This is a genomic window from Massilia brevitalea (assembly GCF_030711405.1).
Classification (GTDB): domain Bacteria; phylum Pseudomonadota; class Gammaproteobacteria; order Burkholderiales; family Burkholderiaceae_D; genus Telluria; species Telluria brevitalea.
Genome location: NZ_JAULSI010000014.1, coordinates 54,705 through 77,832, shown reverse-complemented (window position 1 = coordinate 77,832; position 23,128 = coordinate 54,705). Strand labels below are relative to the sequence as shown.

27 protein-coding genes are annotated in these 23,128 nt (G+C 67.3%); 24 read left to right on the top strand and 3 right to left on the bottom strand.

Translation table 11 applies throughout. The features are described 5' to 3' along the window. The first annotated feature begins 215 nt into the window (after window positions 1-215). From QWL29_RS11030 to QWL29_RS10930, 21 genes are all read left to right on the top strand, one after another. Window positions 216-947: a beta-ketoacyl synthase chain length factor gene (locus QWL29_RS11030; RefSeq protein ID WP_305822935.1), complete on the top strand. Its 732-nt coding sequence runs from the start codon at window positions 216-218 to the stop codon at window positions 945-947. Then, window positions 940-1,713, top strand: a complete 774-nt coding sequence (locus QWL29_RS11025) for a lysophospholipid acyltransferase family protein (protein WP_305822934.1) — start codon at window positions 940-942, stop codon at window positions 1,711-1,713. The genes QWL29_RS11030 and QWL29_RS11025 overlap by 8 nt, the downstream gene beginning before the upstream one ends. Next, entirely contained in the window at window positions 1,706-1,960 is a 255-nt protein-coding gene (locus QWL29_RS11020; RefSeq protein WP_229436664.1) for a phosphopantetheine-binding protein, read from the top strand. The genes QWL29_RS11025 and QWL29_RS11020 overlap by 8 nt, the downstream gene beginning before the upstream one ends. 9 nt (window positions 1,961-1,969) lie before the next feature. Then, the gene (locus tag QWL29_RS11015) at window positions 1,970-2,257 is read left to right on the top strand and encodes an acyl carrier protein (protein WP_370663690.1); all 288 of its coding nucleotides are present in this window, start codon (window positions 1,970-1,972) and stop codon (window positions 2,255-2,257) included. A 5-nt stretch (window positions 2,258-2,262) separates the two neighbouring features. Beyond that, window positions 2,263-2,808, top strand: a complete 546-nt coding sequence (locus tag QWL29_RS11010) for a COG4648 family protein (protein WP_305822933.1) — start codon at window positions 2,263-2,265, stop codon at window positions 2,806-2,808. Further along, window positions 2,801-4,510, top strand: coding sequence for an ApeI family dehydratase (locus QWL29_RS11005; protein ID WP_305822932.1), 1,710 nt, complete (start codon window positions 2,801-2,803; stop codon window positions 4,508-4,510). Before QWL29_RS11010 ends, QWL29_RS11005 begins: the two co-directional genes overlap by 8 nt. A gap of 6 nt (window positions 4,511-4,516) precedes the next feature. After that, on the top strand, window positions 4,517-5,593 hold the full coding sequence (locus QWL29_RS11000; protein WP_305822931.1) for a class I SAM-dependent methyltransferase: 1,077 nt from the start codon (window positions 4,517-4,519) through the stop codon (window positions 5,591-5,593). Beyond that, entirely contained in the window at window positions 5,586-6,332 is a 747-nt protein-coding gene (locus QWL29_RS10995) for a glycosyltransferase family 2 protein (RefSeq protein ID WP_305822980.1), read from the top strand. The genes QWL29_RS11000 and QWL29_RS10995 overlap by 8 nt, the downstream gene beginning before the upstream one ends. Then, a complete protein-coding gene (locus QWL29_RS10990) occupies window positions 6,323-7,258 on the top strand; it encodes a lysophospholipid acyltransferase family protein (protein WP_305822930.1) in 936 nt (311 codons plus the stop codon). Before QWL29_RS10995 ends, QWL29_RS10990 begins: the two co-directional genes overlap by 10 nt. Continuing rightward, complete coding sequence (locus QWL29_RS10985; protein WP_305822929.1) at window positions 7,245-8,804, top strand: HAL/PAL/TAL family ammonia-lyase; 1,560 nt, start codon at window positions 7,245-7,247, stop codon at window positions 8,802-8,804. The genes QWL29_RS10990 and QWL29_RS10985 overlap by 14 nt, the downstream gene beginning before the upstream one ends. Continuing rightward, window positions 8,797-9,231, top strand: a complete 435-nt coding sequence (locus QWL29_RS10980; protein WP_305822928.1) for an acyl-CoA thioesterase — start codon at window positions 8,797-8,799, stop codon at window positions 9,229-9,231. Before QWL29_RS10985 ends, QWL29_RS10980 begins: the two co-directional genes overlap by 8 nt. Next, the gene (locus QWL29_RS10975) at window positions 9,228-9,830 is read left to right on the top strand and encodes an outer membrane lipoprotein carrier protein LolA (RefSeq protein WP_305822927.1); all 603 of its coding nucleotides are present in this window, start codon (window positions 9,228-9,230) and stop codon (window positions 9,828-9,830) included. The genes QWL29_RS10980 and QWL29_RS10975 overlap by 4 nt, the downstream gene beginning before the upstream one ends. After that, on the top strand, window positions 9,827-12,205 hold the full coding sequence (locus tag QWL29_RS10970; protein WP_305822926.1) for an MMPL family transporter: 2,379 nt from the start codon (window positions 9,827-9,829) through the stop codon (window positions 12,203-12,205). The genes QWL29_RS10975 and QWL29_RS10970 overlap by 4 nt, the downstream gene beginning before the upstream one ends. Then, window positions 12,183-12,737 carry a DUF3261 domain-containing protein gene (locus tag QWL29_RS10965; protein WP_305822925.1) on the top strand — a complete coding sequence of 185 codons (555 nt, stop codon included), beginning with the start codon at window positions 12,183-12,185 and terminating at the stop codon, window positions 12,735-12,737. Before QWL29_RS10970 ends, QWL29_RS10965 begins: the two co-directional genes overlap by 23 nt. Beyond that, a complete protein-coding gene (locus QWL29_RS10960) occupies window positions 12,734-13,927 on the top strand; it encodes a beta-ketoacyl-ACP synthase (RefSeq protein WP_370663689.1) in 1,194 nt (397 codons plus the stop codon). The genes QWL29_RS10965 and QWL29_RS10960 overlap by 4 nt, the downstream gene beginning before the upstream one ends. Continuing rightward, a complete protein-coding gene (locus QWL29_RS10955) occupies window positions 13,924-14,391 on the top strand; it encodes a hotdog family protein (protein ID WP_305822924.1) in 468 nt (155 codons plus the stop codon). Before QWL29_RS10960 ends, QWL29_RS10955 begins: the two co-directional genes overlap by 4 nt. Beyond that, the gene (fabG, locus tag QWL29_RS10950; protein ID WP_305822923.1) at window positions 14,388-15,122 is read left to right on the top strand and encodes a 3-oxoacyl-ACP reductase FabG; all 735 of its coding nucleotides are present in this window, start codon (window positions 14,388-14,390) and stop codon (window positions 15,120-15,122) included. The genes QWL29_RS10955 and fabG overlap by 4 nt, the downstream gene beginning before the upstream one ends. Next, complete coding sequence (locus QWL29_RS10945; RefSeq protein ID WP_305822922.1) at window positions 15,119-16,366, top strand: beta-ketoacyl-ACP synthase; 1,248 nt, start codon at window positions 15,119-15,121, stop codon at window positions 16,364-16,366. The genes fabG and QWL29_RS10945 overlap by 4 nt, the downstream gene beginning before the upstream one ends. A 3-nt stretch (window positions 16,367-16,369) precedes the next feature. Continuing rightward, window positions 16,370-16,951 carry a hypothetical protein gene (locus QWL29_RS10940; RefSeq protein ID WP_305822921.1) on the top strand — a complete coding sequence of 194 codons (582 nt, stop codon included), beginning with the start codon at window positions 16,370-16,372 and terminating at the stop codon, window positions 16,949-16,951. 98 nt (window positions 16,952-17,049) lie between these two features. Beyond that, window positions 17,050-17,490 (top strand): heavy metal-binding domain-containing protein, encoded by a 441-nt coding sequence (locus tag QWL29_RS10935; RefSeq protein WP_305822920.1) that lies wholly within the window; start codon window positions 17,050-17,052, stop codon window positions 17,488-17,490. A 15-nt stretch (window positions 17,491-17,505) separates the two neighbouring features. Further along, window positions 17,506-18,126 carry a 4'-phosphopantetheinyl transferase family protein gene (locus tag QWL29_RS10930; RefSeq protein ID WP_305822919.1) on the top strand — a complete coding sequence of 207 codons (621 nt, stop codon included), beginning with the start codon at window positions 17,506-17,508 and terminating at the stop codon, window positions 18,124-18,126. A gap of 70 nt (window positions 18,127-18,196) precedes the next feature. On the opposite strand, the gene QWL29_RS10925 is transcribed toward QWL29_RS10930, so the two are convergent. After that, complete coding sequence (locus QWL29_RS10925) at window positions 18,197-18,757, bottom strand: PAS and helix-turn-helix domain-containing protein (protein ID WP_305822918.1); 561 nt, start codon at window positions 18,755-18,757, stop codon at window positions 18,197-18,199. Window positions 18,758-18,899: 142 nt separating this feature from the next. Between QWL29_RS10925 and QWL29_RS10920 the strand changes: the two genes are divergently transcribed. Beyond that, window positions 18,900-19,598, top strand: coding sequence for a CoA transferase subunit A (locus tag QWL29_RS10920; RefSeq protein ID WP_305822917.1), 699 nt, complete (start codon window positions 18,900-18,902; stop codon window positions 19,596-19,598). Window positions 19,599-19,619: 21 nt separating this feature from the next. Further along, a complete protein-coding gene (locus QWL29_RS10915; RefSeq protein ID WP_305822916.1) occupies window positions 19,620-20,270 on the top strand; it encodes a 3-oxoacid CoA-transferase subunit B in 651 nt (216 codons plus the stop codon). Window positions 20,271-20,628: 358 nt separating this feature from the next. Here the strand turns inward: QWL29_RS10915 and QWL29_RS10910 are convergent, their stop codons facing one another. Both QWL29_RS10910 and QWL29_RS10905 read right to left on the bottom strand, forming a co-directional pair. After that, window positions 20,629-21,894 carry a M56 family metallopeptidase gene (locus QWL29_RS10910; RefSeq protein ID WP_305822915.1) on the bottom strand — a complete coding sequence of 422 codons (1,266 nt, stop codon included), beginning with the start codon at window positions 21,892-21,894 and terminating at the stop codon, window positions 20,629-20,631. Further along, window positions 21,891-22,274 (bottom strand): BlaI/MecI/CopY family transcriptional regulator, encoded by a 384-nt coding sequence (locus QWL29_RS10905; protein WP_305822914.1) that lies wholly within the window; start codon window positions 22,272-22,274, stop codon window positions 21,891-21,893. The genes QWL29_RS10910 and QWL29_RS10905 overlap by 4 nt, the downstream gene beginning before the upstream one ends. A 143-nt stretch (window positions 22,275-22,417) precedes the next feature. On the opposite strand from QWL29_RS10905, the gene QWL29_RS10900 reads away from it, so the two are divergent. After that, the gene (locus QWL29_RS10900) at window positions 22,418-23,125 is read left to right on the top strand and encodes an SIMPL domain-containing protein (RefSeq protein ID WP_305822913.1); all 708 of its coding nucleotides are present in this window, start codon (window positions 22,418-22,420) and stop codon (window positions 23,123-23,125) included. Window positions 23,126-23,128 lie beyond the last annotated feature (3 nt).

The following is a 23,128-nucleotide window of genomic DNA, read 5'->3' as shown; positions in this document are numbered from 1 at the left end:
TGCGATGTGGCAATATGGCGCGCTTTCGACAACAGTGGCTGAAGAGCGCATCCCGGCTGCATAAGCCCGGTCTGTCAAGTGTTGCAAAAGAGGCTTGCCACTAGCGACATTGTTCTCTAAGGCAAGTCGCGCGATTATAATTTGATCTACAACACCCCGTCGCGCGTCTGAATTTGCTGCCGAATCGACTTTCATTTCCTACGCATCGCTCGCCTATGTCCACTCACGAAGTCGCCTTTTCCATTGCCAGGCACGCTGCCTGGGCGCCCGGCGTGACTTCGTCCGACGCATGGCGCGCCTGGGCCGGTGCTCCCTGGCCAATTGAAATGGGCGAGGAGCCGAAGGTTGCCGCCATGCCCGCCATGCTGCGCCGCCGTGCCGGCTTCCTGGGCCGCATGGCGCTCGAAGTGGCCTACGAATGCGCGGGCGGACAAACCAATGTCCCCACCGTCTTCTGCTCGCGCCACGGCGAAGTGGCGCGCGCCATCGAACTGCTGTCCGACCTGGCGCGCGGCGAACCGCTGTCGCCCACCGCCTTCGGCCTGGCTGTGCACAACGCCAGCGCCGGCCTGTTTTCGATTGCACGTGCCGACCGCGCCAACCACGTGGCCCTGGCCGGCGGCAGCGCCACCGTCGAACACGCGGTGATCGAAGCCTGCGGCATGCTGGCCGACGGCGCCGCCAGCGTACTGCTGGTCGCCTGCGACGCGCCGCTGCCCGCGCTGCTCGCCCCCTTCGAGGACTGCGACGAACAGCCCTGGGCCTTTGCCTGGCTCATGACCGCGGCGGATGCGAATCCGTTGCGCCTGTCCTGGCAGGGCGCGCAAGCCGGGGAGGCGAGCAGCACCCCTGGCGGCCTGGAAGTGCTGCGCTTCCAGCTCGGCGCCACGCCCGCACTGGTACGCGACACCGGCGCCATGCGCTGGACCTGGAGCCGCGATGCGTGACCGGCTCTGGCACGGCTGGCGGGTGCTCGCCACCGGCATCAGCTTCGCGCTGTTCGGCCTGGGTGGCCTGCTGCTGCGCGTGCTCGTGTTCCCGCTGCTGGCGCTGTGCGTGCGCGACCCGCAGGTGCGCATGCGCGCCGCGCGCGCCACCATCCGCGCAGCCTTCCGCGCATTCGTCGGCATCATGCGCGGCCTCGGCGTGCTGCGCTACGAAACCCATGGCCTCGACAGGCTCGAACGCGAGGGCCAGCTGATCCTGGCGAACCACCCGACCCTGATCGACACCGTGTTCCTGATCGCCTTTGTGCGCAACGCCGACTGCATCGTCAAGGGCGGCCTCTGGAACAACCCGGTAACGGGCGGCCCGGTGCGCGCGGCGCGCTATATCCGCAACGACCGCGGCCCCGAGCTGGTCGAGGACTGCATCGCCTCGCTGCGCGCCGGCGGCAATTTGATCGTGTTCCCTGAAGGGACGCGCACCCCGCGCGGCGGCGCCATGCAGCTGAAGCGCGGCGCCGCGAATATCGCCGTGCGCGGCGAGCGCGCCGTGACGCCGGTGCTGATCACCTGCACGCCGCCCACGCTCGGCAAGGGCGACAAGTGGTGGCACGTGCCGCCGCGCCAGGCCAGCTTTCGCATCGAGGTGCTGGACGACATCGGCGTCGAGCGCTTCAAGGACACCGGCGTGAGCGAGGTCCTGGCCGCGCGCCGCCTCACCGAACACCTGCAACATCTTTTTTTGGAAGAAGGCCAGCAACATGCTTGAACAGGAAGTGAAAGAACTGATCATCGACGTCCTCCAGCTGGAAGACATCGCTCCCGCCGACATCGACAGCGAGGCGCCCCTGTTCGTGGAAGGGCTGGGCCTCGATTCGATCGACGCGCTCGAGATCGGCGTGGCGCTGCAGAAGCGCTACGGCATCACGCTGTCGGCGGAGTCGCAGGAAACGCGCCGCCATTTCGCATCGGTGCGCGCGCTCGCAGCGATGATTGAAGCTAACCGCAAGAAGTAGGAGAAGGCCATGGTAGCCATTAACGACATGAACCGCGACCAACTGTTTGTCTGGGTCGCCGACCTGCTGGCCGAGATGTTCGAACTCGACCGCGACGCGCTGACTCCGGAATCGAACCTGTACGCCGACCTCGACATCGACAGCATCGACGCCGTCGACCTGGCCGTCAAACTCAAGCAGATGACCGGCAAGCGCCTGGCGCCGGAAGTGTTCAAGACCATCCGCACCATCGACGACGTCGTGGGCGCCTTGTCCAACCTGGCGCTGGCCGGCGTGGCCGAAGAGCAGCCGGCCTGAGTACAGTGGTCTGGAATGTCCTCGCGGCCGCACTGACGCTGCTGTATCCGCTGGCGATCTGGTTCGGCCACGGCGCCATCGAGCCGCGCTGGCTGGCCGGCCTGCTGCTGGCCACCGTCGCCGTGCGCCTGCCGGCGCTGAAGATCAACGCCTCGGCGCGCTGGTCGGCCGCCGGTGCGCTGGCGCTGGTGGCGGTGGCGGTGGCGTCGAACGCCGTGCTGCCTTTGAAGCTGTATCCGGTGCTCGTGAACGGCGCGCTGCTGGCCGCCTTCGGCTACAGCCTGGTGCACGGCCCGTCGATGGTCGAGCGCCTGGCGCGCCTGCGCGAGCCGGATTTGCCGCCTGAAGGCGTGGCCTATACGCGCCGCGTCACGCAAGCCTGGTGCGTTTTCTTTGTCGTGAACGGCGCGATTGCGCTGGGCACGGCGCTGTTCTGTTCCGAAGCCGTGTGGTCGCTCTACACCGGCGTGATTTCCTATCTGCTGATGGGGCTGATGTTCGGCGGCGAATACCTGCTGCGCATACGCTTCAAGCGGCTGCACCATGTCTGATTTGTTTATCCGTCTCGCCACGCGCGATGTTGAAGCGCTGGCAGGCTGGCGTGCCGGCCAGCCCGTGCGCCATGGCGAATGGCTGGCCCGCGTGCGTGCCTGGGCCGCGCTCGGCCGCCGTACTGGCGCCACGCAGATCGCCCTGTATTCTGAGGACAGCCTGGAGTTCGGCGCCGCCCTGTTCGGCGCCTGGCTGTCCGGTAAAACCGTGTGGATGGTGGCCGACACGCTGCCGGCCAGCTGCGCCGCGCTGGCCGGCGAGGTGGGCGCCTTCTGGGGCGAGTTCCCCGCATCCTGCACGCCTGCCGTTCCCGCCGAGGATGACGATGGCGACGTGGACTGGACCGCGCCGGCGCCGGACTTCCCGGCCATGGTGGTCTACACCTCGGGCAGCACCGGCGCGCCGACGCCGATCCGCAAGCAGCTGTCGCAGCTGACCGGCGAAGTCGACGCCCTCGACGCCCAGTTCGGCGCCGCCCTCGGTGATGCCGAGGTGCTGGCCACCGTCTCGCACCAGCATATCTACGGCCTGCTGTTCCGCGTGCTCTGGCCCCTGATGGCTGGCCGCGCGATCCACGCCGAACGCCACGAATACCCCGAAACCCTGGCGCGCGCGCTGGCCGAGCGGCCCTGCGTGCTGCTGGGCAGCCCGGCCCACCTGAAGCGCCTGCCTGAACACCTCGACTGGCAGGGCGCGCGCGAACAACTGCGCGCCGTGTTCTCGTCCGGCGGCATGCTCGAAGCCCAGGCATCCCTGCACGCGTGCACGCTGCTGGGCCAGTCGCCGATCGAAGTCTACGGCAGCTCGGAGACCGGCGGCATCGGCTGGCGCCAGCGCGGGCTGCAAGCTGACGAAGGCTGGCGCCCGCTGCCGTTTGTGCAGTGGCGCGCCGGCGACGAGGGCCTGCTCGAAGTCGATTCGGTCCAGGCCGGGCCGGGTGGCTGGCAGATCCTGTCCGACCGCGTCGAGGCGCTGGACGGCGGGCGCTTCCTGCTGCGCGGCCGCGCCGACCGCATCGTCAAGATCGAAGAAAAGCGCGTCTCGCTCGACGCCGTCGAATCGGCCCTGCGCGCAACCGGCCTGGTGCTGGAAGCGCGCGTGCTGGCGTGCCTCGACGGCGCCGCCGCGCGCCAGTCGCTGGCCGCCTTCGTGGTGCTGAGCGGCGCGGGCGCGGCCCGGCTCGAATCCGGCAGCAAGCAGGCCCTGAACAACAAACTCCGTATGCTGCTCGCCTCCAGCGTGGAAGCGGTCGCCTTACCGCGCCGCTGGCGCTACCTGGACCGCCTGCCGGTGAATGCCCAGGGCAAGACCACCCAGGCGCTGCTGCTGGCATTGCTGGAGCCGGCGCCCGACAGCCACCCGCGCCGCCCCAGCCTGCGCGTGCTGGAGCAGGCGCCGTCCCGTGCGCTGCTCGAACTCGTGGTGCCACCCGACCTGCTGTACTTCGACGGCCACTTCAGCGTGGCGCCGGTGCTGCCGGGCGTGGTGCAGGTCGACTGGGCGATTGCCTACGGCCGCGAATACCTGGGTCTTGGCGGCGCGTTCGCCGGCATCAACGCCCTGAAGTTCCAGCAGATGATCCGCCCCGGCCACCCGGTGCAGCTGGAGCTGGTCCACGACACGAATAAAAACAGCCTGAACTTCCGTTACTTTTCCGACGCCGGCGCGCACGCAAGCGGCCGCATACTCCTGGGGACCTGATACAGCATGTTGAACAAGAAGTTTTCGCCGGAGCGCCAGAGTGCCTTCGAAGCCCGTTTCGAAGCGCAGAAGATTGCCTATGGCCCGGTGGTGTTCCAGTGCGTGCGCTATGCCTGGAAGCGCGGCATGCTGCAGGCCATCGCCGACGTCGGCGAGGCCGGTCTCTCGGTCGAGGAACTGGCGGCCACCGGCCAATGGACGCCCTACGTACTGAAGGTGGTGCTGGAAACCTGCCTGTCGGCCGGCGTGGTCTTGCTGAACGATGGCCGCTACGCGCTCGACAAGGCCGGCTTCGTCGTCCTCACCGATCCGATCACGCAAGTGAACATCGACTTCAACCACGACGTCTGCTACCAGGCCATGTTCTCGCTCGAACAGACCCTGGACGAGGAAAAGCCGCTGGGCCTGAAGGTCTTCGGCGAGTGGCCGACGATCTATGAAGGCCTGTCGCAGCTGCCGGAACCGGCGCGTACCAGCTGGTTCGCCTTCGACCACTATTATTCGGACACCTCCTTCCCGGACATCCTGCCCGACGTCTTTGCCACCGCGCCGCGCCGCGTGATGGACATCGGCGCGAATACCGGCAAGTTCACGCTGGCGGCCTTGCAGGCGAATGCCAACATCGAACTGCACCTGGTCGACTTGCCGGGCCAGCTGGCCGTGGCCGACAAACACCTGCAGGAAGCCGGCCTGCGCGAACGCGCGACCCTGCATCCAACGAATCTGCTGGACAAGGCGGCCGCGCTGCCGGCCGACATGGACCTGATCTGGATGAGCCAGTTCCTCAGCTGCTTCTCGGAAGAGGCGATCGGCTCGATCCTGGAACGCGTGGCCGCCACCCTCGGCCCGCGTGGCCAGGTCCTGATCATGGACACCTTCTGGGACCGCCAGCGCTACGACATCGCGTCCTACTGCCTGATCAATACTTCGCCTTACTTCAACAACCTCGCCAGCGGCAACAGCAAGGTGTACGAGAGCGAAGACTACATCCGACTGGCGCGAGCCGCCGGCCTGGAACTCGTCACCGCGCGCGACAACATCGGCTACTGCCACTCGCTGCTGCGCTTTGCCAAGGCTGCCTGACGTGTTCACGCCCTGCGTCGTCATTCCCGTCTATAACCACGAGCACGCAATCGGCAAGGTGCTGGAGCAGGTGCTGGAGCACGGCATGCCCTGCATCCTGGTCGACGACGGCAGCTCCCAGGCATGCGCGGCGGAGCTGGACCGCCTGGCCGCGCTGCACCCGGACCGCGTGGTGCTGGAGCGGCACACGGTCAACCAGGGCAAGGGCGGGGCGGTGCTGACCGGCTTTGCACGCGCGGCGCGCGAGGGCTACAGCCACGTGCTGCAGGTCGACGCCGACGGCCAGCATGCGGTGTCCGACATCCCGCGCTTCCTGGATGCCGCACGCGCGCGTCCGCAAGCAGTGGTGGCCGGCTGCCCGGTGTACGACGAGTCGGTGCCGGCGCTGCGCCTGTATGCGCGCTACCTGACCCACGTCTGGGTCTGGATCAACACGCTGTCGCTGGCGATCCGCGATTCGATGTGCGGCTTTCGCGTGTATCCGGTGGCGCCGGTGCTGGCGCTGGCCAAGCGGCGCCGCCTGGGCCTGCGCATGAACTTCGACATCGAGATCCTGGTGCGCCTGTACTGGGACGGCGTCGAGGTCGTGAACCTGCCCACCAAAGTCGGCTACCCGGAAGACGGCGTGTCCCACTTCCAAGCCTGGACCGACAACGTCCTGATCACGCGCATGCACGTTGCCCTGTTCTTCGGCATGCTGCCGCGTATTCCTTCCTTGCTGGTGCGCCGATGGCGTTGAGCCGCCCGCACGACGCGCGCCACTGGGCCGCCATCAACGAAGCGAGCTTCGTGGGCGGCATGCGCCTGCTGTTCTGGGTCTGCCGCGTGTTCGGGCGCTGGCCCTTCCGCGTGCTGCTGTATCCGGTGCTGGCCTGGTACGTGCTGACCCAGGCGCGGGCGCGCCGCGCGTCTTCACGCTACCTGGCGCGTGCCGGGGCGCCGAGCGGCTTCCTTGGCGTGCTGCGCCACTTCGGCGCCTTTGCCGAAGCCATCCTCGACAAGATGCTGCTCTGGGGCGGCCTCTACGACTTCGAGCAGGTGCGCATGCATGGCGCCGAACCGCTGTGGGAGATGATCGAGCAGCGCCGCGGCGCGCTGCTGGTCTGCGCCCACCTCGGCAACCTCGACCTGTGCCGCGCGCTGTCGCTGCGCACGCCAGGCCTGAAGATCAACGTGCTGGTGCATACCCGCCACGCCCAGGCTTTCAACGCCATGCTGGCGAAGCTCGACCCGCGCAGCCAATTGAACCTGATGCAGGTCACCGAGATGACGCCGGCCATGGCGATGATGCTGTCCGAGCGCATCGAGTGCGGCGAATTCGTTGTGATTGCCGGCGATCGCGTGCCGGTGTCCGACAATCCGCGCGTGGCCATCGCCCCCTTCATGGGCCGGGACGCGGCCTTTCCGGTCGGCCCTTACGTGATGGCCGCGGTGCTCGGCTGCCCGATGTACGGACTGTTCGCGACCGGCCACGAGCTGCACTTCGAACTCCTGCGCGAGCGCGTGCTGCTGCCGCGCCGCGGGCGCGAAGCGGCGCTGGCCGAGCTGGCCGCGCAATACGCCGCGCGCCTCGAACACCATGCCCGGCGCGCGCCGCTGGAGTGGTTCAACTTCTACGATTTTTGGCATTTACCCGGAACGGAACACGTCCATGCAGCTGACTGACATCACCACCCCGCAGCGCACCGTGCGCTTCGACCGCACGCGCCTGGCGCTGCAGGACATCGTCGACCTGGCGCGCGGCACGGCCCGCGCCGAGCTCTCGAGCGACCCGGCTTTCCGCGCCGCGATTGCAAAAGGCGCCGACTTCCTCGACCGCCTGCTGCGCGAGGACGGCGCCATCTACGGCGTGACCACCGGCTACGGCGACTCCTGCACCGTGGCGGTGCCGCTGTCGCTGGTGGCCGAGCTGCCGCACCACCTGTACACCTACCACGGCTGCGGCATGGGCGCGGTCCTCACGCCGGCGCAGACGCGCGCGGTGATGGGCGCGCGCCTGGCCTCGCTGTCGAAGGGCTTTTCCGGCGTGAGCGTCGGCCTGCTGGAGCAGATCGTGCGCCTGTTCGACTCCGGCCTGCTGCCGCTGATCCCGAGCGAAGGCTCGGTCGGCGCCAGCGGCGACCTGACGCCCTTGTCCTACCTGGCGGCGGTGCTGTGCGGCGAGCGCGAAGTGCTGAGGAATGGCGTGCAGCTTCCTGCAGCGCAAGCGCTGCAGGAAGCGGGCATTGAGCCCCTGCAACTGCGCCCGAAGGAAGGCCTGGCGATCATGAACGGCACCGCCGTCATGACCGGTCTCGCCTGCCTGGCCTGGGACCGCGCCGATTACCTGGCGCGCCTGGTCACGCGCATCACGGCGCTGGCCTCGTTCGCGCTGGACGGCAACGACCACCACTTCGACGAAACCCTGTTCTCGGTGAAGCCGCACGCCGGCATGCAGAACGTGGCGGCCTGGCTGCGCCAGGACCTGGAGTACGCCGGCCAGCTCGAACGCAACGGCAAGCGCCTGCAGGACCGCTACTCGATCCGCTGCGCGCCGCACGTGATCGGCGTGCTGACCGACGCGCTGCCGTTCTTCCGCGAGTCCATCGAGAATGAGCTGAACAGCGCCAACGACAACCCGATCATCGACGCCGAAGGCGAGCGCGTGCTGCACGGCGGCCACTTCTACGGCGGCCACATCGCCTTTGCGATGGACGGCATGAAGAACGCGGTGGCCAACCTGGCCGATCTGCTGGACCGCCAGATGGCGCTGCTGGTCGACGCCCGCTACAACCAGGGCCTGCCGGCCAATTTGTCCGGCATGACCGGCGAGCGCGCCGCCATCAACCACGGCCTGAAGGCGCTGCAGATCAGCGCCTCGGCCTGGACCGCGGAAGCGCTGAAGCTGACCATGCCGGCCTCGGTGTTCTCGCGCTCGACCGAATGCCACAACCAGGACAAGGTGAGCATGGGCACGATCGCCGCGCGCGACTGCCTGCGCGTGCTGGAACTGACCGAACAGGTGGCCGCGGCGCTGCTGGTAACGGTGCGCCAGGGCGTGTGGCTGCGCCAGCGCCTCGACACTTCGCGTCCGCTGCCGGCGCCGCTGGCGCGCATGATGGCGCTGCTCGGCCAGGACGTGGCGCCGGTGCTGGAAGACCGCCGCCTCGATCCGGAACTGCACCTGCTGCTGGGCCGCATCCGCGACCAGGCCTGGAGCCTGTATGCGTAAGGTGAAAGAGCCCAGCCGCTGGTGGGCCGAAGTGGAAATGCACGTCCAGTTCTTCGACCTGGATCCAATGCAGATCGTCTGGCACGGCAACTACGTGAAGTACCTGGAAGTGGCGCGCTGCGCGTTGCTCGACAAGATCGGCTACAACTATGAGCAGATGAAAGCATCGGGCTATGCCTGGCCGATCATCGAAATGAATTTGCGCTACGCCGGCCCGGCCACCTTTGGACAGCGCCTGCTGCTGCGCGCCGAGATCGTCGAGTGGGAAAACCGCCTGCGCATCGACTATCTGATCAGCGACGCCGCCAGCGGCAAGCGCCTGAACCGCGCCACTACCACGCAAGTGGCGGTCGACGTCCACAGCGGCGAGATGTGCTTTGCCTCGCCCGCCATCCTGTTCGAGAAACTGGGAGTACCCGCACCATGAAACGCATCCTGATCGCCGCCGCGCTGAGCCTGGCCTGCGCCGGCGCGCAAGCTGCTGCCCCGATTGCCAAGATCCAGGCCATGCTGGCCAAGCCGGACCAGCTGTGCGGCAGCTTCAGCCAGACCAAGACCCTGGCCGGCATGAAGAAGCCGCTGGCGTCCAGCGGCCGCTTCTGCGTGGTGGCCGGCAAGGGCGTGCTGTGGCGTACCCTCAAACCCTTCCCGAACACGCTGCGCCTGAAGCGCGACGAGATCGTCCACATGCAGGGCGACCGCGTGGCGATGCGCCTCGACGCGAGCCAGGAGCCGACCGTGCGCATGATTAATGGCGTACTGTTCTCGCTGCTGGCCGGCGACCTGGGCCAGCTCGACGCCTTGTTCGAGGTCGACGGCTCGGCCACGAACGACAGCTGGAAGGTGGCGCTGAAGGCGCGCAACCCGGCGGTGGCGCGCGCCATCGGCGCCATTTCGCTCGACGGCGGCGCCTACGTGCGCACCATCCACATGGCCGAGGAAAGCGGCGACCGCACCGACATCAGCTTCTCCGACATCAAGACCGGCGCCGGCGCCATGCTGCCGGAAGAGGCGGCGCTGCTGTGAACATCAAGGGAAACGCTAGCAAGCGCCTGGCGCTGCTGTGGGCGCTGGTGGTCTGCCTGCTGGTCGGGCACAACGCCTGGCTGTGGCTGGGCCAGCGCATCACGCCGGATACCGACATCCTGGCGCTGCTGCCGCTCGACGAGCGCGACCCGGTGCTGCAGCAATCCTTTACCCACATGGTCGACAGCGCCCAGCAGCGCGTGGTGGTGCTGGTCGGTGCGAAAGAGTGGCAGGATGCGGGGCAGGCCGCAGACGCCTACCGCAAGGTCTTGCAGCCGCATGCCGAGCTGATTTCCTTCGACGCCATGGGCGACGAATCGCAGGCCAACTGGCTGGCCAGCCTGCAGCCGCATGCGGCGCTGCTGATCGGCGCCGCGCAGGAAAAGCAGCTGCGCGAGCAGCCGGCCCAGTTTTGGACCGAGTCCGCGCTGGCGCGCCTGTATAGCGCCTTCTCCGGCCCCAAACTCGGCGCCTTCCGCGACGATCCTTTCGGTCTGTTTGCCGGCTGGGCCCAGGAACGCGCCGGCGAAACCCCGGTGCGCCCGCGCGACGGCCGCCTGTTCGTCAGTGGGGAAGGGCGCGAGTACGTGCTGCTCACCTACACCCTGAAGCCATCGGCCTTCTCGCTCGGCGCCCAGCAAAGCGTGGTGCCGCTGCTGGACGCGGCCAAGGCCGCCGCGCTTCAAGCCGTGCCGGCGAGCGAGATCATCACCGCCGGCGTGGTCCTGCACGCCGCTGCCGCCGGCGCCCAGGCCAGCCGCGAAGTGCACACCATCGGCGCCGGTTCGCTGATCGGCATCGTGCTGCTGACCTGGCTGACCTTCCGCTCGGTCAAGCCGATCAGCCTGACCCTGCTGTCGATCGGCGTGGGTTTTCTTGGCGCGCTGTCGCTGTGCTGGCTGCTGTTTGGCCGCATCCACTTGCTGACCCTCGTGTTCGGCGCGAGCCTGATCGGCGTTGCCCAGGACTACGGCATCTACTTCCTCTGCCACCGTCTCGGCGCCGACAAGGCCGTCGATTCGCCGCGCCTTTTGCGCCGCTTGTTGCCCGGCCTGGCCTTCACGCTCCTGGCCGCAGTGATCGGCTACCTGGGCCTGGCCCTGACGCCTTTTCCCGGCCTGCGCCACATGGCCGTGTTCTCGGCCCTGGGCCTGGTGTTTGCCTGGCTGACCGTGGTGTGCTGGTTCCCGGTGCTGATCAAGGCCGACACCCTGAAGCCGGGCTGGCTGGCGCGCCGCTACCGTGGCCTGGTGCTGGCCTGGCCGCGCTTTCCGCAGGGACCGCGCGCGGTCGTGCCGCTGGTAATGATGACGGTGTTCGCGGCGCTCGGCTGGTCGCGCCTGGGCACGAACGACGACATCCGCTCGCTGCAATCCTCGCCGCCGGCCCTCATCGGCGACCAGATCAAGCTGGGCAAGCTGCTCGATGCACCGAGCCCGGTGCAGTACTACCTGGTGCGCGGCGCCACCGCCGAGGAAGTGCTGCAGCGGGAGGAAGCCTTGAAACGCCGCCTCGACGCCCTGATCGGCCAGGGCCACATCGCCGGCTACCAGGCGTTGTCGAACTGGGTGCCGTCGCGCCAGACGCAGGCCGCGCGCCTGGCGCTGGTGAACGACAAGCTCCTAAGCGCGAACGGTCCGCTGGCCGCCCTCGGCCGCGAGATCGGCGAAGATCCGGCATGGGCCGCTGCCACCGCCGAGCACCTGCGCGCCAACGGCCGCCCCATGAACATGGACACCTTCATGCGCACCCCGGCCAGCCAGCCCTGGCGCCATTTGTGGCTGGGTGAAGTGGAGGGTGTCCAGGCCAGCATCGTCGCCCTGCGCGGCATGCGCTATGCCTCGATCCCGGTACTGGCCAAGGCCAGCGACGGGCTGCAGGGCGTGCAGTGGGTCGACAAGGTTGGCGGCATTTCGTCGGTGCTGGGCCGCTACCGCGCCGATATGGGCTGGGTGGTGCTGGGCGCCTACCTGGTGGTGTTCCTGGTGCTGCTGCCGCGGTACAAGGGCCGCACCTGGCGCGTGCTGGCGCCGACCGCGCTGGGCAGCATCGCCACGCTTGCCTTCCTCGGCTTTGGCGGCCAGAGCCTGACCCTGTTCCATGTGCTGGCGCTGATGCTGCTGCTGGGCGTGGGCGTCGACTACGGCATTTTCATGCAGGAAGAAACCGAACATGCCGGCGACGCGCCCTGGCTGGCGGTGGGCCTGTCGGCGGCCAGCGCCATCCTCGCCTTTGGCCTGCTGGGCCTGAGCGGCACGCCGGCGCTGCAGGCTTTCGGCATGACCATGCTGATCGGGACCACCCTGGTCTGGTTCGCCGCCCCGTGCTTCATCGTGAAAAAGGAAACCATCCATGCGAAGCCTGTCCTCGTTTAAGGCAGTTGCCTTGTTCGCCGCCGCGCTGGCCGTGACCGGCTGTGCGACCAGGACGGAAGGCCCGGCGCGCCTCGGCCTGCGCCTGGCCCCTGCCGCGCTGGGAGAAACCATCAGCGTGCAGCAGCACCTGACGGTGCAGCGTGCAGGGAACACCAACGACCTCGACGCGGCCCTGGAGGTCGACGCCGACAAGGTCAGCCTGGTCGGCCTGGCGCTCGGCATGCGCGTACTGAGCCTGGAGTACGACGGCAGGGAACTGACCGAATGGCGCCACGCCATGCTGCCGGCCCAGGTGCGCGCTGCCGACGTTCTCGAAGACGTGCAGCTGACCCTATGGCCGGTGGCCGAGATCGCGCGCGTGCTGCCGGCCGGCTGGACCATTTCCGAAGAAGGCCTGCGCCGCACGCTGAAGCTGAACGGCGAGGTGGTGGCGACGATTCAATACAGCGGGCTGCCGCGCTGGCAGGGCACCGCAGTGCTGGACAACCAGCGCTACCAATACAAGCTGACCATCGTGTCGGCCAGCGAATGAATACCGACATGCTTTACCTGAACGAATGCGCACTGGTGTGCGCGCTGGGCGCAGAGCGCGAGGCGATCCGGCGCCGCCTGCTCGATGAAGCGTGCTCCGGCCTGCAGGTGTCCGACGCCTGCTCGCCGGGCCGCCCGCTGCCGCTGGGCCAGGCCGACGCCGTGCTGCCGTCGCTTGACCACCTGCCGCTGCCGCTGCGCAGCCGGAACAACGCGCTGGCGCTGGCCGCGCTGGCGCAGATCCGACCTGCCGTGGACGCGGCGATTGCGCGCTACGGCGCGGGCCGCGTCGCCGTCATCATCGGCACCAGCACCTCGGGCGTGGGCGCCACCGAAGCGGCGCTGGCTGCGCACCTGGAGACCGGCACGCTGCCCGACGACTTCCATTACGGCCAGCAGGAGATGGCGTCGCCGGCCCTGTTCCTGGCGCGCGAACTCGGCACCGCCGGTCCGGCCTATGTGCATTCGAGCGCCTGCTCGTCGAGCGCCAAGGCCATGGCCAGCGCCGCGCGTTTGATCCGCATGGGCCTGGCCGATGCGGTGCTGACCGGCGGCGTGGATACGCTGTGTTGCTTCACGGTGGCCGGCTTCTCTGCGCTGGAATCGGTGAGCGACGTGCAGTGCAACCCGCTCGGCGCCAGCCGCAAGGGCATCAACCTGGGCGAGGGCGCGGCACTGTTCCTGATGACGAAGGAGCCGGCAGCGGTGGCCCTGTGCGGCTGGGGCGAATCCTCGGACGGGCACCACATGTCGGCGCCCGATCCGCAAGGCGGCGGCGCGCGCATCGCCATGAACGAGGCCTTGCGCCGCGCCGGCATCGCCGCCGGCGAGATCGACTACATCAATTTGCACGGCACCGCGACCGTGCAGAACGATGCGATGGAGTCGCGCGCCGTGGCCGAACTGTTCGGCCATGACATTGCGGTGAGCTCGACCAAGCCGTTCACCGGCCACACGCTGGGCGCGGCCGGCGCGGTGGAAGCGGCCTTCTGCTGGCTGGCGATGCAGGACGATAACCCTGAAGGCAAACTGCCGCCGCATTTGTGGGACGGCGTGCTTGACGCGGCGCTGCCCGCGTTGAACGTGGCCGCCCCCGGCGCGCGCCTGGGCCGTCCGATCCGCTACGCGCTGAGCAATTCGTTTGCCTTCGGCGGCTCGAACGCGGCGCTGGTGTTCGGGAGGATGGGATGACCGTGCCCGACATCCACAGCCTGGTCCCGCACAGCGGCGCCATGTCCCTGCTCGGCAGTTTTGTGTCGGCCGACGAAGAGAACCTGACGGCCGAGGTGCGCATCGGCCCGGACACCATGTTCCTGGCCAAGGGCGTGGTCGGCGCCTGGGTCGGCGTCGAGTACATGGCGCAGGCGGTGGCGGCGCATGCGGGTTATGTGGCCACGCAGCGCGGCGAGCCGGTGCGCGTCGGCTTCCTGCTCGGCACGCGGCGCTATGCCTGTGCGGTGCCAGCGTTTGCGCTGGGCAGCGTGCTCACCATCCATGTGCACCGCGCGCTGCAGGGCGACAACGGCCTGGGTGCCTTCGATTGCTGTATTCAGGAAGTCAGTGAAGACGGCAGCGTAAAGGAACTGGCCACGGCCACGATCACCGTCTTCCAGCCAGATAATGTTGAAGAGTTTTTGCAACGGAGTTCAGAATGAGTAGTAAAGACAAGAGTGTGCTGGTGACCGGCTCGTCGCGCGGCATCGGCAAGGCCATCGCCCAGCGCCTGGCGCGCGACGGATACACGGTGGTCGTGCATTGCCGCAGCCGGCGCGAGGAAGCCGATGCGGTCGCCGCCGGTATCAATGCCGATGGCGGGCAGGCGCGCGTGCTGCAGTTCGATATCGCAGAACGCGATGCGACGGGCGCCGCGCTGCTGGCCGACATCGAGGCCCATGGCTGCTACTACGGCGTGGTGGCGAATGCCGGTGTGGCGCGCGATACCGCTTTCCCGGCCATGACCGGAGAGGAGTGGGACCAGGTGCTGGGCACGAATCTCGACGGCTTCTTCAATGTGCTCAACCCCTTGGTGATGCCGATGGTCCAGCGCCGCAAGCCGGGCCGCATCGTGACCATGGCCTCGGTGTCCGGCCTGGTCGGCAACCGGGGACAGGTGAACTACAGCGCAGCGAAAGCCGGCATCATCGGCGCCACCAAGGCGCTGGCGCTGGAACTGGCCAAGCGCAGCATCACGGTGAACTGCGTGGCGCCCGGCCTGATCGAGACCGACATGATCGAGGAAGTACCGATGGAAGAAGCGCTGAAGATGATCCCGGCGCGCCGCGTCGGCCGCCCGCACGAAGTGGCGGCGGCGGTGAGCTATTTGATGTCGGAAGACGCGGGTTACGTCACGCGCCAGGTGCTGTCGGTGAACGGAGGCCTGGCATGAAGCGCCGCGTCGTCGTCACCGGCATGGCCGGCATCAGCCCGCTCGGCAACGATTGGGCCACGGTCCGCGCGCGCCTGGGCGCCGGCCGCAACGCCATCGTGCGCATGGATGACTGGGCCGACTACGAGGGCCTGAACACGCGCCTCGGCGCGCCGGCCGCGCCATTCGAACTGTCGCCGCGCTTCAACCGCAAGACCATGCGCAGCATGGGCCGCGTGGCCTTGCTCGCCACCCGCGCCAGCGAACTGGCGCTGCAGGATGCGGGCCTGCTGGACCATCCCATGCTCAGTAGCGGCAAGGTCGGCGTGTCCTTCGGGTCCTCGGCCGGCACCCCAAGCGCCATCGGCGACTTCGGGCGCATGATGGAAGAACGCACCACGCGCGGCATCAACGCCACCACCTACATCAAGATGATGGCGCACACGGCGCCGGTGAACATCGGCGTGTTCTTCGGCGTGACCGGGCGCGTGTTCACCACCTCGTCGGCCTGCACCTCGGGCAGCCAGGGTATCGGCTATGCCTACGAGGCGATCCAGAGCGGGAAGCAGACTGCGATGATCGCCGGCGGCGCCGAGGAGCTGTGCGCCACCGAGGCGGCCGTGTTCGACACCCTGTTCGCCACCAGCACCCGCAACGATACGCCCGAGACCACGCCGCGCCCCTTCGACCGTGCGCGCGACGGCCTGGTGATCGGCGAGGGCGCCGGCTGCCTGATCCTGGAAGAGTATGAGCATGCGGTCGCGCGCGGCGCCACCATCTACGCCGAGCTGGTGGGCTTCGGCACCAACAGCGACGGCACCCACGTGACCCAGCCGAAGGCGGCCACGATGCAGGTGGCGATGCAGCTGGCGCTGGACGACGCCGGCCTGGCGCCGGACGCGATCGGCTACGTGAACGCGCACGGCACCGCGACCCAGCAGGGCGACCTGGCCGAGACCCAGGCCACGCACGCGCTGTTCGGCAGCCGCATGCCGATCAGCTCCCTGAAGAGCTACATGGGCCACACCCTGGGCGCCTGCGGCGCGCTCGAGGCCTGGTTCAGCATCGAGATGATGCGCGAAGGCTGGTTCGCGCCGACGCTGAACCTGAACGACATCGACCCGGAGTGCGGGGAACTGGATTACATCCGGGGCGAGGGACGGCGCCTCGAATGCGAGTACGTCATGTCGAACAATTTTGCGTTCGGCGGCATCAACACGTCCCTGATTTTCAAACGCTGGTCTTCCAACAACCAAGAGAGATAAACCATGAAGAACACCCGCCGCATCCTCCTCGCCGCTGCTGCCCTGGTTGCGCTCCCGCTGATCCACGGCTGCGCCACCAAGATCAAGGCTTCGTCGTCGCACAACCCGGCGCCGGCCACCGCGTTCTCGTCCTATGGCCGCATCGACGTCAAGCCGGTGGCCTATGCGCCCGGCTACAAGGGCAACCCGGCCGCGCTGGGCAAGATCGCCGCCAACCTGGACAAGGACCTGGCGCCGTCGCTGGCCCAGTGGAATAGCCGCCCGGACAATGGCCGCACGCTGACCGTGGAACCGATCGTCGAAGAGATGTCGTTCAAGAGCACCACCAAGCGCGTGTTCCTCGGTCCGCTGGCCGGCAGCTCGGGCGTGCTGATGCGCGTGACCTTCCGCGACAACACCGGCAAGGTGATCGCCACGCCGGAATTCTTCCAGCGCGCGAATGCGATGAGCGGCGGCTTTACCCTGGGCGTGCAGGACAATCTGATGCTGACCCGCGTGTCCAGGCTGGCCAGCAGCTACGTCATCGCCAACTACGACCAGGCCGTAGGCGGCCCGACCGGCGCCGACGACGCAGCGGTCAACTGAGTTTGCAGCACGGCGGACGATCCTGTCCGCTTCGATAGTCGCCGGCGGCAGGGTAGCGCCGCCGGTTTTCTTCCACCGATCCACAAGCGAATAACAACATGAAAAAACTGATCCTCACCGTCGCCGCCATTGCCGCCATCGGCAGCACCCTCCCAGCCCAGGCGCGCGATACCAAGCTGATGATGCCGCTGGACGCCGCCATGGCCGACAACGACGCCCAGTCCCGCCTCGGCGACGACGTCAAGTTCTACTTCGGCAAGCAGAAGACCCCGGCCGTGCTGAAAAAGCTCGGTACCGACCAGACCAGCCAGAAGACCAACTCCTTCGGCAAGTCGGCCGAGAAGTCCTGCAACTGGGCCTTTCTGTCGGCCATGCTGCGCCTGAAGGCGCGCGCCCAGGAACTCGGCGCGAACGCGGTCGTGAACATCGTCAGCAACTACAAGAACATCGAGAATTCGAGCGAGACCGAGTTCGAATGCCACGATGGCGCGATGATGACGGGCGTGGCGCTGAGGGCCGACTTCGTCAAGCTCAAATAAGCGGGAAGGGCAGCCATGGCAAAGGCAGGAACGCTGCTGTGGCTGGCCGACACGTCAGCGCTGGATGCGGACTGGTTCGCGACGGGCCTCGGCTGGCTGAACGACGCCGAGCGCCTGCGGCACGAACGCTTCGTGCGCGCCGAGCGGCGGCGCCAGTTCGTCGCCGGCCGCGTGCTGCTACGCATGGCGCTTGGCGAGTTGCTGGGCGTCGCACCGCACGCGGTCAAGTTGACCGAGCGGCCGGGCAATGCGCCGGCGCTCGCCTTTCCCGAACGGCCGGGCCTTGGCCTGAGCATTTCGCATAGCGGGCAGTGGGTAGCCTGCGCGGTCAGCCCGGACGGGCCGGTGGGGCTCGACATCGAACGCATCGATCCCGCGCGCGATGTGGTCGCCATCGCCGAACAGGCGTTTGGTTCAGAAGAAGCCGGGCGGCTGCAGTTCCTGGACCCGGCCGCGCGTGCGGACGCTTTCTATCGCATGTGGTGCCGCTATGAAGCCAACATCAAGCTGGGCGGCCGGGGCATCCACGATATCGTTCACACTTTCCCCGGTCTGGCACTCGCCCTGAGCAACATGGAGGCGCTGGACGTGGAACCTGCCATGATCGACCTGCGCGGCGTGCATTCAAGCGTTTGAATTGCGGTCTGCTTTACTCCAGTTCTGGAGTGGATTTACTTCGAAACCGCAGTCAAAAATATACCCTGTCTCAGCGCGCGACGCCGACCAGCTTGTGCACCAGTTCCGACGAGGTCGACGCAGCGAACTTCTTCATCAGCTTCGCCCGGTGCATCTCCACCGTGCGCGGGCTGAGGTCGGTTTCGCGGGCGATCACCTTGCTGGTTTTCCCTTCCACCAGCAGCGCCGCGATCTCGCGTTCGCGCGGCGTCAGTTCCGCCGTGACCGGACGCTTTTCGCTGACGTCCTCGAAGGTCCAGACGCCGGCGCCGAGCGCGTCGCCCGCATCGAGCGCGCGGCCGGCCACATGGCACCAGAACAGTTCCCCGTCGCCGCGGCGCATGATGCGCTCGTCGGAATAGCGCCCGCGCGCGTTCATGATCGGCACGATGCGGTCGCCGGTGCGCAGGAACTCGTCCATGGTGGGGTAGAGCACGGCGAAGGACTGGCCGTCGAGCTGACCGCGTTCGTAGCCGAACATCGATGCCAGCGCCACGTTGCAGGACTGGATCACACGGTTCACCGAAATGCACATGCCGACCGGGGCATGCTGGAAAATCATTTCGTAATCAATGGCGTATGATGAATTCATCTGATGCAGGTCGACTGGGGACGGGTTTGGCCGGGGGCCGGTATTTCTACGGTATTGTGCTTTGCGCAAGCGTATTTTATGCTGCCTCGCTCTACTCTGCAGGACATAAGAGCTTCTTGGCTTAACTATTAAAGGGACGGGTATGAACAAAGTTTATCCAGATGCGGCATCGGCGCTGGCCGGCGTCGTCCAGGACGGCCAGACGATCGCCGTCGGCGGCTTCGGCCTGTGCGGCATTCCCGAAGCGCTGATCGCAGCGCTGCGCGATTCGGGCGTCAAGCAACTCACTGCCATCTCCAACAACGCAGGCGTGGACGGCTTCGGCCTCGGCCAGCTGCTGGAAACGCGGCAGATCAAGAAGATGATCGCCTCCTACGTGGGCGAGAACAAGGAATTCGCACGCCAGTTCCTGGCCGGCGAACTCGAACTCGAATTCACCCCGCAAGGCACGCTGGCCGAAAAGCTGCGCGCAGGCGGCGCCGGCATCCCGGCCTTCTTCACGAAAACCGGCTACGGCACCATCGTTGCCGACGGCAAGGAAACGCGCGAATTCGACGGCGAGCACTACGTGATGGAACACGCGCTGCTGCCCGACGTCTCGCTGGTGAAAGCCTGGAAAGCCGACAAGGCCGGCAACCTGGTGTTCCGCAAGACCGCGCGCAACTTCAACCCGAACGTGGCCAGCGCAGGCAAGGTCTGCATCGCGGAAGTCGAGGAACTGGTCGAGATTGGCGAGATCGATCCGGACGGGGTGCACACCCCGAGCATCTTCGTGCACCGCATCGTCCACAACCCGACGCCTGAAAAGCGCATCGAACAGCGGACCGTGCGCGCCAACTAAAAGATCATTCGGAGACAGAACATGGCATGGACTCGTGATGAAATGGCTGCGCGCGCAGCGAAAGAGCTGCAGGACGGCTTTTATGTGAACCTGGGCATCGGCTTGCCGACCTTGGTCGCCAACTATGTGCCGCAGGACATCGAAGTCTTCCTGCAATCGGAAAACGGCTTGCTCGGCATTGGACCGTTCCCGACGGATGACGCGGTCGACGCCGACCTGATCAACGCCGGCAAGCAGACCGTGACCGCGCTGCCGGGCGCCTCCTACTTCAGCTCGGCCGATTCCTTCGGCATGATCCGCGGCGGCAAGATCAACCTCGCCATCCTTGGTGCGATGCAGGTGTCGGAAGGCGGCGACCTGGCCAACTGGATGATCCCGGGCAAGATGGTGAAGGGCATGGGCGGCGCGATGGACCTGGTGGCCGGCGTCAAGCGCGTGGTGGTGGTGATGGAACACGTGGCGACCGCCAAGGACGGCACGACGTCGCACAAGATCCTCAAGAAATGCGACCTGCCGCTGACCGGCGTGGGCGTGGTGGACCGCATCATTACCGACCTGGGTGTGATCGATGTCACCGGCGCCGGCCTGAAGCTGGTCGAGCTGGCGCCGGGCGTGAGCAAGGAAGACGTGCTGGCGGCGACCGGAACGGAGCTGGACGTGTCGGCGGTGTAATCCTTCGTCGCGTTGAATGAAGAGGGCGCTGACATATCAGCGCCCTTTGTCGTTTACAGCGTGAATGTTCGTCTCGTCGCTTGCGCGTCCGAAGTTGACTGCGGGAACGTACGGTGGGCACCCCGTGCCCACGCGGTTACGTGCTTGTCCAGGGTCCGCTGCTGCGACTATTCGCTCCGCGGCTTCAAGCATGCTGGAGACGTTCGCGAGACGCTTCTCATACGCCGGCAATCCGCTTCGATCTCGATACGGCACGCGCTAACGATGATCATCGTTCCGCGTGGGCACGGAGTGCCCACCGTACGGTTGTGCCTTTCGCGGCCCGGCCCACCCTACGTTTACCGCATCATCCCCGCACTCAGTCCACCGACCACACGTACTGCACCGGCGCCCACGCCGCCTTCGGCTTGCCGTTCACCGTTGCCGGCGTAAAGGTGCACTTGGCAATCGCCACGCGCGCCGCTTCGTCCAGCGATGCATCCCCGCTCGACTTCATCACCTTCGAGTCCTGCACGCTGCCGTCGGCCTCGACCTTGAATTGCAAGGTCACCGTACCTTGCAGCCGCTTTGCCAGCGTTTCGGCCGGGTACATCGGCTTGGCGCAGCTGCTGAACTGGGCGAGCGGCGGGGTGGTGACGGCGTCCGCGCTGTCGGCCACCGGCGTCTGCGCGCAGCCGACCAGCAGGGTGGCGGCCAGGCCCAGTACGGGAATCGCCGCCTTCCAGTTGAGTGCCTGCATATCGGGCGTGGGACGGACCAGTCGTTTGATGCGTTGCATGAGATCTCCTCCATTGGCCGCCATGGCCAGTTTGTTGTTGGCGAACTGGAGTTTCTCCAGTTCGGAAAGCGCCAGGGCAAGGCGCCGCGGTTCGCCGATCTGGCGCGCGGCCAGGTCGTCGGCAATATGTTCGCGCTCGACGCGGATGCGGTGCGAGATCCACCACACGGCCGGGTGGTAGAACAGCAGGGTCTCGATCACACTCTGGACCAGGTTGACCAGGTAGTCTCCGCGGCGCACGTGCGCCAGTTCGTGCGCCAGCAAGGCTTCCAGCAGCTGCGGCGGCATGCCCGACACCAGCGCCGCCGGCACCAGCACCACCGGCTTCAGCCAGCCGGCCGTGACCGGGCTGGCCAGGCCGTCGACGATACGCAGGCGTACGGCACGGTCGATGCCGAAGCCGCGCGCCAGCGTGTCCAGGCGCGCCTGCCACTGCGCATTGCCCGCCTCGCGGCGCGCCGCCCGGTCTATCCACATCAGGCCGAGCACCATGCGCAGGGCCAGCGCCGCGGCGCAGCAGGCCCAGGCGCCGACCATCCACGACAGCTTGCGCTGCACCGTATCGAGCCAGCTGTCCGCCTGCGCCGCGCCGCCAATTAACAGCTGGCCGAGGGGCAGGGCGGCGCTGGCGCCATCCGCATCGCCGCCGAGGCGCAGCACCAGCGCGCAGGCCGGCCACAACAGGCACAGGAGCAGGCCGCTGCAGGCCACCACATAGCGCGATTCGGCGCGCGCGTTGCGCAGGGCGAGCAGCAGCACGGCCGTGGCGCAGCCGACCAGCGCGCCCTGCCAGACGAAGTCGAGCAGCACCCAGCCCAGCTGGGACACGAAGGATGGCAGCGTCATTCCTTGTCCTCCTTCAGCAGCTTTTCGATTTCGGCGCGTTCCTTCTTCGAGATGCCGCTTTTCAGCGCGGCCAGCACCAGGGCCTTGGCCGAGCCGGCAAAGGCGCGCTGCACCAGGTCCTTCAGCAAATTCGTCTGCAGCGAATCCTGCGGCTGGGCCGGCGCGTACACGTGCGAGCGTTCGCTCTCGTCGCGGATCAGGAGGCCTTTGGTGTGCATGATCTGCATCAGGCGCAGCACGGTGGCGTAGGTAACGTCGGGCCGGGTCTTCTGCATGCTGTCGTGCACCTGGCGCGCGGTGGCGGCGCCGAGCGGCCACAGCACCTGCAGTAGGTCGAGTTCGGCCGCGGTCGGCTTGGGGAGGTCGGATGGGGTGGGCATGGCGCTTCCTCGGGTAACGGGTCGCGTCCAGAATAGCTTGTCTAGAAATGCTTGTCTACTCGATTCGAACGCCCAGCAAAATTTGTAGACAGCACTGTCTACATACGGCTATGCTGGAGTCACATTCGCCACCTGGAGACTCCATGCTGACACGTCTTTGCCTCGCCATCGCCATCGCCACGCTGCCCGTTGCGGCGAGCGCCTCGCCCCTGCCGGCCTATCCCTTCGTGCACGTCAGCGCCGACGCCTCCGTGTACCGCGTGCCCGACATCGGCGCCATCGACTTCGAGATCCTGGTGGCGGGCGCCGACCCGCAGCTGGCGCGCACCACGGTCGAGACCCGCATCGCCGAAGTGCGCGCGCTGTTGCAGGCGCAGGGCGTGCCCCTGGAAGACATGGAAACGCGCGACGTGCGCAAGGAGCAGAAAAAAGATGGCCCGCCGGAGGCTCCCCTGTACGAGCTGCGCTCCAGCGTCCACATCAACATGCGCGACCTGTCGAAGTGGGCCGCCGTGGTCGGCCCCCTGCTCGACATGCCGAACCTGGGCAGCTTCGCCACCTCGTTCGACTCCAGCACGCGCGACGAAGTCGAAGCCGAGCTGATGGCGAACGCCCTGCGCGACGCGCGCCGCCGCGCCGAGATCATCGCCAGGGGCGCGCGCCGCAAGCTCGGCCCGGTTACCGCCGTCACCCCGGCCGGGGTGAAGAACGTCGGCTACAGCATGGGCCTGGTGCGCGACGACTTCAGTTCGCGCCGCGCCAGCGGGGCCAACGTGGCGCGCAGCGACTTCCTCGCCATCGAAGCCCTGAAGCTGATGCAGCCAATCGACGTGGTCTTCCGGCTGGAATGACGG

Excerpts from the sequence above, each read along its gene's own strand:
- QWL29_RS11030 (WP_305822935.1), top strand. The coding sequence starts at position 216 with ATGTCCACTCACGAAGTCGCCTTTTCCATTGCCAGGCACGCTGCCTGG.
- QWL29_RS11025 (WP_305822934.1), top strand. The coding sequence starts at position 940 with ATGCGTGACCGGCTCTGGCACGGCTGGCGGGTGCTCGCCACCGGCATC.
- QWL29_RS11020 (WP_229436664.1), top strand. The coding sequence starts at position 1,706 with ATGCTTGAACAGGAAGTGAAAGAACTGATCATCGACGTCCTCCAGCTG.
- QWL29_RS11015 (WP_370663690.1), top strand. The coding sequence starts at position 1,970 with ATGGTAGCCATTAACGACATGAACCGCGACCAACTGTTTGTCTGGGTC.
- QWL29_RS11005 (WP_305822932.1), top strand. The coding sequence starts at position 2,801 with ATGTCTGATTTGTTTATCCGTCTCGCCACGCGCGATGTTGAAGCGCTG.
- QWL29_RS11000 (WP_305822931.1), top strand. The coding sequence starts at position 4,517 with ATGTTGAACAAGAAGTTTTCGCCGGAGCGCCAGAGTGCCTTCGAAGCC.
- QWL29_RS10990 (WP_305822930.1), top strand. The coding sequence starts at position 6,323 with ATGGCGTTGAGCCGCCCGCACGACGCGCGCCACTGGGCCGCCATCAAC.
- QWL29_RS10985 (WP_305822929.1), top strand. The coding sequence starts at position 7,245 with ATGCAGCTGACTGACATCACCACCCCGCAGCGCACCGTGCGCTTCGAC.
- QWL29_RS10980 (WP_305822928.1), top strand. The coding sequence starts at position 8,797 with ATGCGTAAGGTGAAAGAGCCCAGCCGCTGGTGGGCCGAAGTGGAAATG.
- QWL29_RS10975 (WP_305822927.1), top strand. The coding sequence starts at position 9,228 with ATGAAACGCATCCTGATCGCCGCCGCGCTGAGCCTGGCCTGCGCCGGC.
- QWL29_RS10965 (WP_305822925.1), top strand. The coding sequence starts at position 12,183 with ATGCGAAGCCTGTCCTCGTTTAAGGCAGTTGCCTTGTTCGCCGCCGCG.
- QWL29_RS10960 (WP_370663689.1), top strand. The coding sequence starts at position 12,734 with ATGAATACCGACATGCTTTACCTGAACGAATGCGCACTGGTGTGCGCG.
- QWL29_RS10955 (WP_305822924.1), top strand. The coding sequence starts at position 13,924 with ATGACCGTGCCCGACATCCACAGCCTGGTCCCGCACAGCGGCGCCATG.
- fabG (WP_305822923.1), top strand. The coding sequence starts at position 14,388 with ATGAGTAGTAAAGACAAGAGTGTGCTGGTGACCGGCTCGTCGCGCGGC.
- QWL29_RS10945 (WP_305822922.1), top strand. The coding sequence starts at position 15,119 with ATGAAGCGCCGCGTCGTCGTCACCGGCATGGCCGGCATCAGCCCGCTC.
- QWL29_RS10940 (WP_305822921.1), top strand. The coding sequence starts at position 16,370 with ATGAAGAACACCCGCCGCATCCTCCTCGCCGCTGCTGCCCTGGTTGCG.
- QWL29_RS10935 (WP_305822920.1), top strand. The coding sequence starts at position 17,050 with ATGAAAAAACTGATCCTCACCGTCGCCGCCATTGCCGCCATCGGCAGC.
- QWL29_RS10930 (WP_305822919.1), top strand. The coding sequence starts at position 17,506 with ATGGCAAAGGCAGGAACGCTGCTGTGGCTGGCCGACACGTCAGCGCTG.
- QWL29_RS10925 (WP_305822918.1), bottom strand. The coding sequence starts at position 18,757 with ATGAATTCATCATACGCCATTGATTACGAAATGATTTTCCAGCATGCC.
- QWL29_RS10920 (WP_305822917.1), top strand. The coding sequence starts at position 18,900 with ATGAACAAAGTTTATCCAGATGCGGCATCGGCGCTGGCCGGCGTCGTC.
- QWL29_RS10915 (WP_305822916.1), top strand. The coding sequence starts at position 19,620 with ATGGCATGGACTCGTGATGAAATGGCTGCGCGCGCAGCGAAAGAGCTG.
- QWL29_RS10910 (WP_305822915.1), bottom strand. The coding sequence starts at position 21,894 with ATGACGCTGCCATCCTTCGTGTCCCAGCTGGGCTGGGTGCTGCTCGAC.
- QWL29_RS10905 (WP_305822914.1), bottom strand. The coding sequence starts at position 22,274 with ATGCCCACCCCATCCGACCTCCCCAAGCCGACCGCGGCCGAACTCGAC.
- QWL29_RS10900 (WP_305822913.1), top strand. The coding sequence starts at position 22,418 with ATGCTGACACGTCTTTGCCTCGCCATCGCCATCGCCACGCTGCCCGTT.